The 12,209-nt window shown below is 38.6% G+C and carries 11 protein-coding genes and 1 pseudogene; 6 read left to right on the top strand and 6 right to left on the bottom strand.

What is annotated here, in order from left to right:
• Positions 1-122: 122 nt before the first annotated feature.
• The gene (locus tag EFT72_RS11845; protein WP_124067128.1) at positions 123-2,546 is read right to left on the bottom strand and encodes a flavocytochrome c; all 2,424 of its coding nucleotides are present in this window, start codon (positions 2,544-2,546) and stop codon (positions 123-125) included.
• 14 nt (positions 2,547-2,560) lie between these two features.
• Positions 2,561-3,160: an NADPH-dependent FMN reductase gene (locus EFT72_RS11840; protein WP_124067127.1), complete on the bottom strand. Its 600-nt coding sequence runs from the start codon at positions 3,158-3,160 to the stop codon at positions 2,561-2,563.
• Positions 3,161-3,331: 171 nt separating this feature from the next.
• Between EFT72_RS11840 and EFT72_RS11835 the strand changes: the two genes are divergently transcribed.
• Positions 3,332-4,270: a LysR family transcriptional regulator gene (locus EFT72_RS11835; protein WP_124067126.1), complete on the top strand. Its 939-nt coding sequence runs from the start codon at positions 3,332-3,334 to the stop codon at positions 4,268-4,270.
• A gap of 1 nt (position 4,271) precedes the next feature.
• The gene (locus tag EFT72_RS11830) at positions 4,272-5,216 is read left to right on the top strand and encodes an FAD:protein FMN transferase (protein WP_124067125.1); all 945 of its coding nucleotides are present in this window, start codon (positions 4,272-4,274) and stop codon (positions 5,214-5,216) included.
• 66 nt (positions 5,217-5,282) lie between these two features.
• On the opposite strand, the pseudogene EFT72_RS11825 reads toward EFT72_RS11830, so the two are convergent.
• Positions 5,283-5,381: pseudogene (locus EFT72_RS11825) on the bottom strand (cupin domain-containing protein); the annotation flags it as partial.
• A 35-nt stretch (positions 5,382-5,416) separates the two neighbouring features.
• On the opposite strand from EFT72_RS11825, the gene EFT72_RS11820 reads away from it, so the two are divergent.
• Positions 5,417-6,064 (top strand): Vat family streptogramin A O-acetyltransferase, encoded by a 648-nt coding sequence (locus EFT72_RS11820; RefSeq protein ID WP_124067124.1) that lies wholly within the window; start codon positions 5,417-5,419, stop codon positions 6,062-6,064.
• Positions 6,065-6,138: 74 nt separating this feature from the next.
• Here the strand turns inward: EFT72_RS11820 and EFT72_RS11815 are convergent, their stop codons facing one another.
• Positions 6,139-6,666, bottom strand: a complete 528-nt coding sequence (locus EFT72_RS11815; protein WP_124067123.1) for a nitroreductase family protein — start codon at positions 6,664-6,666, stop codon at positions 6,139-6,141.
• Positions 6,667-6,773: 107 nt separating this feature from the next.
• On the opposite strand from EFT72_RS11815, the gene EFT72_RS11810 reads away from it, so the two are divergent.
• The gene (locus EFT72_RS11810; protein WP_124067122.1) at positions 6,774-7,109 is read left to right on the top strand and encodes a helix-turn-helix domain-containing protein; all 336 of its coding nucleotides are present in this window, start codon (positions 6,774-6,776) and stop codon (positions 7,107-7,109) included.
• Between the two features lie 27 nt (positions 7,110-7,136).
• Here the strand turns inward: EFT72_RS11810 and EFT72_RS11805 are convergent, their stop codons facing one another.
• Positions 7,137-7,715, bottom strand: coding sequence for a TetR/AcrR family transcriptional regulator (locus EFT72_RS11805; protein WP_124067121.1), 579 nt, complete (start codon positions 7,713-7,715; stop codon positions 7,137-7,139).
• A gap of 150 nt (positions 7,716-7,865) precedes the next feature.
• On the opposite strand from EFT72_RS11805, the gene EFT72_RS11800 reads away from it, so the two are divergent.
• Both EFT72_RS11800 and EFT72_RS19690 read left to right on the top strand, forming a co-directional pair.
• A complete protein-coding gene (locus EFT72_RS11800; RefSeq protein ID WP_124067120.1) occupies positions 7,866-9,038 on the top strand; it encodes an alpha/beta hydrolase in 1,173 nt (390 codons plus the stop codon).
• A gap of 245 nt (positions 9,039-9,283) precedes the next feature.
• Positions 9,284-10,447, top strand: coding sequence for a helix-turn-helix domain-containing protein (locus tag EFT72_RS19690; protein WP_243110001.1), 1,164 nt, complete (start codon positions 9,284-9,286; stop codon positions 10,445-10,447).
• A 240-nt stretch (positions 10,448-10,687) separates the two neighbouring features.
• Here the strand turns inward: EFT72_RS19690 and EFT72_RS11790 are convergent, their stop codons facing one another.
• On the bottom strand, positions 10,688-12,205 hold the full coding sequence (locus EFT72_RS11790) for a carbohydrate-binding protein (protein WP_124067119.1): 1,518 nt from the start codon (positions 12,203-12,205) through the stop codon (positions 10,688-10,690).
• Positions 12,206-12,209: the final 4 nt, after the last annotated feature.

Genomic DNA, 12,209 nt, shown 5'->3' with positions numbered 1-12,209 from the left:
TCTGCTATACCATGTCTAATTATTATACCCTGTGTCAGCCGTGGAAGAACAAAAAAACGGGGCCAAAAATTGCATTTTTAGCCCCATTTTCAGCTCAACAAAGAGCGGAATTCATTCTATAGCTATTTTATTTCGTCAACGGCAGTCTTACCAGCAATTCGTCCGAAGGTAAATATATCTGTTAATGCGTTACCACCAAGTCGGTTCCCTGCATGGATACCTCCAGCAACTTCTCCAGCGGCATAAAGATTTTTAATTGGCTGTCCCTTTTCATCTAATACGCGGGCTTTCGTATCTATCTTAAGTCCACCCATGGTATGATGAACTGCTGGTTTTCTAGGAGTCGCGTAAAACGGAGCTTTCTCCACTTTCAAACTAAATGTATCCTTATGGAACTCAGGATCAAAGCCCTCATCTACATAAGAATTGTATTTATCAATGGTTTCCCTAAGAGTTTTAGGCTCCATACCGACTTTTACTGCCAACTCTTCAATGGTATCAGCTCTAAATAAGGTGCCGGCTTCTACCTGACGGTCTATCTTTTCCTGACTTGTATTGGCTGCTGTTTTCTTAATCTCATCATCAGCAATCAGGTAGAACAATCCGCCCTGATCGATTGCAGCCTTTGTTAAAACATCTCGTCCAGAAAATTCATTGATAAATCGTTTGCCTTCTTTATTAACGATTACAAAGTTTTCCGGTGGTACCTGAAGTCCACTGAATAATTCACCCGTTTCAGGATCTGATACAGGCATCATCTGGGTAAATCCCATTCCAGTCAGCGCTGCTCCTACTGTTTTACCCAGCTGGATCCCATCTCCAGTCATGGCGTAGGAATTGGTGGTTCTTATATCGTCATCAATATGACTCCAATAGGTGTTATACTCCTTTAACATCTTTGTATTTGCACCAAAACCACCACTTGCCAGTACAACTGCTTTAGCACGAACCGTAATCTTTTGACCATTGACACCAGTTGCTATCACTCCTGCTATTTGACCATCCTCGATGATAAATTCCTTTACAGGACTGTCAGTAATAATCTTTCCTGACTGCTCCTCAACATATTTTGTGAGGGAAAGGATAAATGCAGATCCATAGCTTTTCACTGGCTTATGACCGCGGCGCCAAAGTGCACCAACCGGAGCAAATACTAAGCTCTTATCATATTCAACGCCGATCTCTTCCAGCCATTTCACACTTTCTAAGGCTCTGTCTGTCAGTATTTTTACTAAATCGTATTGTCCATATATGGTATTTCCATTAAGGTCCGTTCGTTTACCACCAAAATATGTCTGCATTCTGTGAAGAAGTGGAGAGTCAAACAGATGGCCTTTTTGTGTTCCAAACTTTTTCTGATAGGCAGCAAATTCTTCCTTCAGCGCGCGGAAATCCTCTAAATATTCTATATGAATCTGGCTCTCATCTGTATTTAATAATGCCTCAATGGTATGTCTTTCTCCAGGATTTTCCTGAAACTGCTTCTGCCACTCTGGATCTGCTGCATTGACAGGACCGCCGGAACGTATGGTATTTCCACCTGCTGCCGGATATTTTTCAAGAACAATTGCACTGCAGCCCTTCTGTAATGCGGTAGCAGCCGCACTGAGTCCGGCCCCGCCTCCACCTACAACGACCACATCACAAGTATACTCTTCGTCTTCTCTGATCCGGCTGCTGGCAGGTTTTGGACGTCTCTTAAGAATGTCAGGGTTTACTCCGGCAAGTTTCACGGCTTTGGCAACACCATCGATAACACCATTGCTGGTTTCCGATGCTCCAGAGAGGGCATCCACATTTAAAGTTTGTCCTTCCATGATTTTATCTGGGATTCTTACAAATACAACATCGGCGATTCCTTCGGTTTCACCCTTGGTATCTATATTTATACTTTCGATTCGTTTTTCACTAAAGGATACTTTCATTGGAAGATTTCCGCTGTGACCGATTGCATTTACCTCATATTCACCCGGCTCAAAGCTAAACTCCTCTTCCTCGTTAAGCTGATTTGCAATATTGGCAAAACGCAGAAAGCGCAGGAAACAGATATCCAGGAAGTCGATAGTTCCCTCATTCATAAGGTTACCGGCATCATCAAATGCCTTACTTGCACTGCCCAATAAAAACTCATAACCTGGCATGACACTTGCATCCACTCCTGGTGCATCTAGGATCTGTCGAAGATGCAGCTGTGCACGAGAAGAACCCTGCGTTCCAAGAGATGCGCCAACAATCATCACTGGCTTACCTGCAAGGGGATGAAGATCAAAGCTCAGCCATTCAATCAGGCTTTTAAGACCAGATGGGATGGAATGATTATATTCAGGAGTAGCCATAATAACACCATCACTCGCTGTGATCTTATCATTGAACATCTGGATCACTTCACCATAAGACTGATTATCCGATTGATTAAACATGGGAACATCTGTAATCTCAAGTACTTCAATCTCTGCTTTTGACTCAAAATGTTTTTTCATAAACTGAAGAAGTTTACGATTATATGATTTCTTTGCATTCGTTCCAACAATTGCTATAAATTTCATTGATATGAATCCTCCTACTCTTGCCAAGTAAATTTTTTTGCATCTTTATTCTGAACCTTTTCTGCCAAAAGTTTCGTTGTAATATCCGTAAACAAAACAAATTCTCTGAAAATTTCATCAAGCTCAGATACCTTTTCCGGATAGATAAGATTTCCTGCACTATCAAATGCGCCCTGTGATTTCCCCAACAGGAACTCACTGCTTGGCATGATTCTGGCCGCAAGCTCAGGGGAATCAAGGATCTGTCTAAGATGCGCCTGTGCACGAGAGGATCCAAGCGTACCATGAGATGCCCCTACAATTAAAGCAGGTTTATCCGTAAGCGCCTGACTGGTGTAACTAATCCATTCAAGAGCACTCTTTAGAACTGCAGGTATGGCATGATCATACTCTGGAGTTGCTATGATTACTCCATCTGCGTTTGAGATTTTATGGGATAACTCCGCTACCTTTTCAGGAATATCATTATCCTCAGGCTCCATAAAGGCAGGTAAATCCTTAATTTCATATAATTCAATCTCTGCCTCACTTAAAAAATGCTTTTGCATAAATTGAAGCAGCATACGATTAGTTGACACATCTGAATTGGTGCCTACGATTGCTAAATATTTCATAGTAATCTCCTTCCTGTACATAACTTTTACAATGATAGCCATGTGTTTGATATTATTTTAACATGTCAATTCTATAATATCTAATAGTTATTCATTGAAGTTTAATAACAAATTTGTTATAATGAAAAATAATGATAGAAAAGTATATTGTTTTTTAAAGAAAGGATTAAAATGTCCAAAGTCTGTTCTCAGGATATTCTGTATTATATTGATGCTATTTTAAAATACAGTAACTATAGTAAGGCTGCTAAATCCCTTTATATTTCTCAGCCTTATTTGACGCAGGTAATTAAAAGAGTGGAAAATGAATTAAACTGCGAACTGATCACCCGCAACAAACTGCCATATCGATTGACCGAACAGGGGAAGATATATTATCAGTATTTGACTTCTTTAGAAAATAACTATTCAAAGCTGCTTAGGGAAATCTCAGATGTATCCGATAACGATAGAACCATCATAAAGATAGGGGTGCTTCCCAGCCTTGGGACCTACCTTTTACCTCTTTTTTTACCGGATTTTGCGACCATGCACCCAGACTGCAGAATCGAACTTTTAGAGGATTTACCAGGAAAAAATGAGAAGCTGATTCAAAATAATGAATTAGATTTCTGGATTGGACAAAATTCAAGAAATATTTCACCAAACTTAAACTCTGTTAGCTGGGGCAGACACAGATACCGGGCCGTGATCCCGCGTTGCTGTGATCTTTATCAGAAAGATGTAGCCATTATTGCAGAAGGTACGATCGACATAAGTATAATCTTATGTCAAAGGCTGATACTGACTTCCAAGGGTTCTGCTATAAGAAAACAGATCGACCAACTATTAAACGTCTATAAGGTAGAACCCAAAATCATAATGGAAAGCACTGAAATAAATACTGTGCTTAAGCTGGCTACGGGTAATTTGGGGCTGACCATTATACCTGAAAGCATCTATGTGAAGGAGTGCCCGTCTGAATACAATATATATCCAATTCCCATTGATGAGCTGAGCTTAGATTATTTTATGGCATATCACGGTGAAAGAACACGAACCAGTATTGATAATGACCTGATAGATGCATTTCTAACTCATGGGCAGGACCATTTTGATATAGGAGACTGAAATGACTGAGTATACGAAGATTATATATCTTATGGGAACAAAAATCTCTCTATATATAAAGGGAGAAGGTGCTGAAATGCTGGCAAAAAAAGCTGAGGATATGCTGGTTCATTATAATGAAATCTTTAGTGCCAACAGTGATCACTCACAGCTTGCCATGCTTAAAAGAACGGCTGCCTTCGCTCCGCAAAAGGTGGACGAGGAGCTGTATGAGCTGATAAAAACAGGAAAAGAGCATAGTCTACATGAAAATTCATATCTAAATATAGCAATAGGCCCATTAATAAAATTATGGAGAATCGGTTTTACCGAAGCTCATGTGCCAGAAAAAGAAGCAATAGAGAACGTTCTGGAACTTTTAAAGCCTGAAAATCTACAACTGGACGACGAAAATAAAACCATCTATTTCTTAAAAAAAGGCATGGAGATAGACCTTGGAGCCATTGCCAAGGGATATTTTGCTGATAAAATCATGGAATTATTTAAGGAAAACGGAGCTATCTCAGCTATGGTAGATATGGGGGGCAATGTTCTCGTTTTTGGAGAATCACCGTCTGAAGACAGCGACTGGAAAGTCGGAATACAAAATCCTTTTTTACCAAGAGGGAATGCGGTAGTACTTGTCAAAATAAGAAACCAATCCGTTGTAACGTCAGGAATATATGAGAGAGTTCTTGAAAAGGGAGGCAGTAAATATCACCATATATTTAACAGCAAAACAGGCTACCCCATAGAAAATAACATTGCTTCTTTGACTATTATTGCCGACAGTTCGCTGGACTGCGATATCTATACGACTGAATTATTTGGACTAGATGCTGCCTCAATTATTCATAGAGTTAACAGAATTAAAGATATGGGGGCTGTTGTCATAACTGTGGATGGAAAACTAGCCTACACAGATAATCTTATCGAAAAAATTATAGCTCCAGGCGATATGTCGTAACAACGACCAACGTCTAAAGGCCGTATGGCATTTATATGTCAAATGGATCATCCCCTTGATAGCTTAAAATAATTCGAAATCTTTAAAATGAAAGCCAGGAGATACCATACACCCCACCAAAACATACCCTTCTTTGTTCATGGCTGAACCAAATATATATAGACGCTAAGTTAATCTGAGTTAATATAGGAGGATTTTTTATGCAATACGGACCAGACCCCAAAGTCATATATCCAAATGAGGCAATTAAAAGTGTGTGCTATATTAAAAATGTCGTGACACGCCCCAATATAATGATTGGAGATTACACATATTATGATGACATAAACGGTGCTGAAAAGTTTGAAGAGCATGTTACACACCACTATGAATTTATTGGAGACAAGCTCCTCATCGGGAAATTTTGTGCCATAGCAAAGGGCATTGAATTCATAATGAACGGGGCAAATCATAGAATGCACAGCGTTACCACCTATCCCTTTAATATTATGGGGAATGGTTGGGAAAAAGCGACGCCAACATTGGCAGACCTCCCCCTGAAAGGCGATACTGTAATTGGAAATGATGTATGGATCGGACAAAACGTCACCATAATGCCCGGTATTCATATTGGTGACGGAGCAATTATCGCCGCTAATTCTGTTGTAACAAAAGATATTCCTGCTTACCACATTGCAGGTGGTAACCCATGTAAAACACTGAAAAAGAGGTTTGATGATGACCTGATTGAACATCTTCTCACGATTAAATGGTGGGATTGGCCTGCTAAAAAAATATTTGATTATCTTGATGTCCTGTGCAGCGGAGACCTGAAAAAGATCACGGAGATTAAACCACTTCACGAATGAGAATAACTCAGAAATTTAAAGAAGCAGCCTCGATTTTTTATAAACCGGGGCTGTTCGTTTATGAAAACCATTCATTAGCGCTTGTAGGTATTATAAAAAATGGTATGCTCAGCAGGATATTTTTCATAGTGCATCTTACTGGGTTCCACTTCATCGTCCGGATAACCGACAGGCATGATACCAAGTATTTCGTAATGAGCAGGAATATCAAATTTCTTTCTTAGCAATTCAGGATTAAACAGTCCCACCCATACACTGCCAAGCCCTAAATTAAATACTTCCAGCATCATTTGGGTTAATACAATGCTTGCATCAACCTCACCATATGGTCGTTGATCTCCATAATGATTGTGATGTTCGGCTTGTCTGTCATAACAAACCAGAAATAACAGCTTTGCATGAAAATGACAAGGTGTACATTCCTGCATTTTTGCAATCCCTTCCTCGCTGTTTACAACTAAAATCCTTTGTGGCTGGTGATTTCCTGCGGTAGGTGCAAACCTTCCTGCTTCCAGGATCTTGTTCAATTTTTCTTCCTCAACTAACTGATCCTTATACTTGCGTACAGAATATCTCTTTCTAAATGCCTCTTCATAATCCATAATAATTCCTCCATACTGATTTCAATATTATAAAAATATGATACAATATCTGAATACCAAATATAAGTACGCACTTTTTTGTGCCTTAATATAAGAAAGGAATCATCATGAAAGAACAGGATAATAATAGTAAACCTTATTATTTTGAAAAATGTCCAGTAATCCGCGCTTTAGAAATTTTAGGTGGAAAATGGCGATTGGCGATCATTTGGGAACTATCTCGTTATGATAGCATGCGCTACAATGAGCTTAAACGTCATTTGTTTGGAATTACAAACATTATGCTGACACGATCTCTTCAGGCACTTGAACAGCATGATCTAATCACTAGAAAAAAATTATGCCAAATACCACCACATGTTGAATATTCTATTACGAAAAGATGTGAAGCGCTTCTTCCTGCTTTAGAAATAATTAATGAATGGGGTAAACTTGAAAAATAACCAAATTTGCAAATAAACTTAAGCGATTTAAATTCCGATTGACTTAGTTGGTCCTGCCACCAATAATTTAACTAACTGTTCAGCCATAAAATTGGGGGAATATTTCATATCATTATTTAGCCACCATTTTATGGCTGACATATATAGCGAAGTGATCATCTCTAAAAATAAATCTCTTGAAATTAAAATATGATCTGGAAAACAATTGCCAAGCTTCTCAATTAATGCATTCTCAAATTTTTTGGTTATTCCTGACATTTCTTTATCATTTAAAATTATTTTATAAAGCATAGCATCACGTTCAACTGCCTTGAGAATAGAGCTTATATTTTGGATAAAGCTGTCATATTCAAGTTTCCCATCTATAATATGCGTCTCAGGAGCCACCAGCTGCAATATATTTTGCATAGCTTCCTCCATTGTTTGCTGCAAAAGATCATATTTATCGGTATAGTGAAGGTAGAAGGTTGATCGGTTAATCATTGCCCTGTCTGCAATATTACTTATTGTTATTCCGCTAAACCCCTTTATATCCAACAACTCTACGAATGCATCCCTTATCAGCCTGCGAGTCTTTATAATCCGTAAATCATTTTCATTCGACATTTTCTCCCCTACCTTTCTATTGTTTCGTACATAATCAACAATTACAACTGCTTCGTTGCATAAACCGCAAATTCTATTTTATCCATCATTGATTATAAAATTTGCCTCTATTATACTACTACTAGTTAAAACAAGAAAGGAGTTTTCAATATGACAAAGAAATGGACAACAAACGATTTTCCGGTAGGGCTTTATAATTTACATCCAGACCCAAGCGTCAATTTTCAAATGAATCGATTTTACAATTGGACAAACGATAAATCTATGCTGGCTGAAATGCAAAGTTCCAGTGATGCGATTCATTCATATAGTGACTTAATTAAATCGTTTATTGAACTTGGGGAAAGTTCTCTCGAAAAAAATAAAAAGTTAAAGGCTGCCTATTATTTCCGTGGTGCTGAGTTCTATATGCCTGATTCTAATCCGGACAAAAAAAAGTTACGCAAACAGTTTATATCTCTTACCTGTGATTATTATGAGATCTTAGAGAAGCAGCACTATATGATTCCTTATCAGAATGGTTATCTCTCAGCTTATCGTATATCACCTCAAAATCCCAAAGGCACAATTGTTTTTTTCGGCGGTTTCGACAGCTATGTAGAAGAGCTATTTCTGATGTGTATGATATTTAAAGATGCAGGATATGATGTTATCTGTTTTGACGGACCAGGTCAGGGCAGTGCATTGGAAGATTATAATATACCAATGACGCACGAGTGGGAAAATCCTGTAAAATCAATTCTTGATTATTTCCAGTTGAACGATATTACATTGATTGGCATGTCACTTGGAGGTTATTTATCCTTAAGGGCTGCGGCATATGAAAAAAGAGTAAAAAAAGTGATTGCATACGATATTTTAGCTGACTTTTATGATGTTTTGACTCATCAAATTGACCCTATTTTCAGAGATAACCTAAAAGACATGATGGTTCAGGAAAAAATAGATGAGGTTAACACAACACTTAAAAAGCTGGCGGAACATAATTTAATGCTGGAATGGGGAATTATGCAGGGACTGCATATAACCGGCAGTGCATCTCCTTATGAATTTTTCCATAGAATGCTTTCTTATAATTCAAGGGCCTTTTCACCTTTAATAACTCAGGATGTCCTTCTTCTTGCGGGGCAGAATGATCATTATGTTCCAATAAAACAGTTTACAGATCAGATTTTAACATTGACAAAGGTACGCTCTCTTACCGCGCGTATGTTTACTTCGGAGGAAACAGCCGATACCCATTGCCAGATTGGGAATCTGGGGCTGGCGGCAGATGTCATGCTTAACTGGATGGATCAGATTACAACAGGAAGGCGGGGATGAAAAGTGTAAACATTCTTTCAACCCGCCCTTTCGCTTGTGCAACGCTAGATGTACGAATGTCGATTCCTAATTGTTTGCAGGCATAACCAAACTGAGTAAACGTATCCTTCTCTACAGAGGTTTCATGTTTCTTTTTGTATTACCAATAATGCTTGACCATTACAAGTTAACCTTTCTTTAACTCTACGGAGCGTTTATTGAAATATACAATTTATTAATATACAATTCTTTTAGGAGGAAAAAAAGTGCAGAATATAGAAGTTGGTAATGTAATCAAGCAAATTAGAATAGAAAAAAGCATGACACAAAAACAGCTTTCAGATAAAATGAACATAAGTGATAAAACTATTTCTAAATGGGAAAGAGGTCTTGGTTGTCCAGATATTTCTCTCTTAGGTAAGTTGTCTGAAATTTTAAGAGTTGATTTAGCAAGTCTTTTAAATGGTAATGTGTCAAGTAATAATTTTGTGGAAGGAAACATGAAAAAAACAAAGTTTTATGTCTGCCCGACTTGTCACAATATTTCTCTTTGTACTGGAAATGCTGAGATTTCTTGTTGTGGCAGAAAGGTATCAGAGAATATTTTACAAAAAGCTGATTCAAATGATCAAATGATAATTGATGAAATAGATAATCAATGGTATATAACAAGTAATCACGAAATGGAAAAAGATAATTACATTTCTTTTGTTGCATATCTCACAGGTGATAATTTAACGATTTATAAACAATATCCCGAATGGGAAATAGAACTTCGTATTCCCAAAAAGAGATTTGGGAATACGACAAATGTAATTGCTGAATCTTTTTTAAATGGTGCAAATAAGGCGGGAGCCGAAGTTGAAAATATTCTTTTAACAGAAAAAAATATAAATCATTGCAAAGGTTGTTTTGCCTGCTGGTTTAAAACACCCGGAAAATGTATCATAGACGATGACATGAGTGAGCTTATGCAAAAGTATACTTATTCTGATATTGTAGTGCTTGCAACTCCTGTTTATACTTGGAATATGACAGCAATGCTAAAAAACTTCGTAGATCGATTAATACCCTTGAAACAACCTCTTATAGTAGAAACAAAAGGTAGATTTGACCTTGAAGAAACAAAGCCTAAAACGCAAAAATTTGTTATTATATCAAATTGTGGTTTTCCTGGGAATAAAAATTTTGACATATTAAAATTTTCCATTTCTCCTTGCAAGCCTACTTTGGAAATATACAGAAATTGTGGTAAGCTTTTAAAAAGCAAAACTGAAAATGTGCAAGTAATGGTAAGGAAGTATTTGCAAGTTGTGGAACAAGCCGGTTATGAAATGGCAACTCATGGTGAGATTCATAAAGAAACCAAAGATAATCTTGATATGGAACTGATGTCTACTGTAGATTATGTCAAATATTTGGGAATGTAGTATTTAGGACACGTACTCAGCTATTGATTTTTGGCGAATATGGCGGTAGCTGCCTTGTACTCCTTCATAGAAATAGTTTCTGTTTCTGAAACTTTAATTGGCAGAGAATTCCCTTGATGTGTTAAATATACTATCTTTTTTACTTCTGAAAATGGAATTCTCTGCTCTATCATTTCACTACTTAGATATATTCTTTCTTCCTCTGCTCCAGCAGCTATAGGTAATTCCTGTTTTAGTAATCTAACTGCTAATATTGGAGTCTATTTGCCCATCGGAATTTAAATTACCCAAGCTTCCTGAATTACTTCCTGTACCAAATTTGAACCAGTTTAGGTTGAATAAGTATCCGCTTCCTCCCGTAAATTTTAGATATAAGTCATGCTTTCCACTCACCCTACTAACATTGCACGTTGCAACCGCCCAAGTATTCTGCCAATCCCCGGTCCCGGCAACCGGACAAGTCCCTATCAAAGTCCCGGTAAGACTATCCAGCCTGATCTCAATATTTCCTCCGCTGGTGGCACTGGCGACTCTGGCCTGAAAGCTTTTAGAACCATTGCCGAAATCAATATTGCTGTAAACTGCATAATCCCCGTTTTCGATATATCCGACACTCTCCCCACCTTCCGTACAGCTTTCGGTTTGAACTCCTGATTGGTTATTGTAACTCTCCGCTTCGATCTGTGTAAAGGCTGATCTTGGGTCAGGACCGGAATCTAATCCGGCACCATCAAATGGAATGACGATAACCTTACTGCCATGACTGTCGTTGCCCCGGTCTTGGTCTTTTGCAACGTCTATCCCCGCGAGTGTCATCGCAACCACATGGCCATTCTCCATATACACATTGGGACGTTCTAATTTATTCCAATGATTGACCGTACCATCTGAATAGCGAATAAAATTCGATGTCGGGTCATAAGCGTATCCCGGTTCTAATTTCCAGTTGCTGATGCCATCTTGGGAAGTGATGTGATACGCCTTACGTGTGTCCCACTTATTGACAATAATATGATAAAGTCCACCACTATACCACATAACCGGATCTTCCATGTTGCCTGTCGGACAACCAGGAGTCTTCGCATAAATATTGGTTCCTTGAATGGTGTAAGGTCCAAGGATATTATCAGCAATACCAATTACCCCATCTCTTTCAATCAACCCATAACGTCCATCCGGACGAAGCATAATGTAAACATTCGACGCTGTATAATTAGATGAGTAAGCATTTGAAGCAATCGATACACTCCCCAGCTTTGACCATGGCCCATCCAGGGAATTGGAGACAAAAATGTTTGCCGGACGCCTGGTTTCACTCACGAGGATCGCAAACCGTCCGTCTTTTAATTGCAGCGGAATCACGTTGTGACCTTTACCGCCCTGATCGTTCGGCCAGCACATACCCTTGTCCGTATAAGGTCCATACAGATTGGAGCTCGTCGCATGAACAGCAACAGAGCCAAACCACCCGTTGTGGCCGGCAGATTGATTCCACCGACTGGCAAACATATGATACGTGCCATCTGACCCCTTGATGATTCCTCCATCCCAATAAGCATACTTCGACATGGTTCTGTCTTCCAAACCGTTCGATTGATCACGTGGCCCCACTGCCGCGGCGCCCCAACAGGACGACGATAGGGAATCGATTATCGGCGTCGCTTTAAAATAATCAATGTACGATGAAGCAGCATGTACTACCCCGAAAGATAACATTGATAAAACTAATCCAATCATAAATATCGATTTTTTTTTCATACTC

The sequence above is a fragment of the Clostridium sp. E02 genome (genome assembly GCF_003833015.1).
GTDB lineage: Bacteria > Bacillota > Clostridia > Lachnospirales > Lachnospiraceae > Lacrimispora.
Note: the sequence above shows the minus strand (reverse complement) of the source record. Positions and strands in the feature narration are given on the sequence as shown.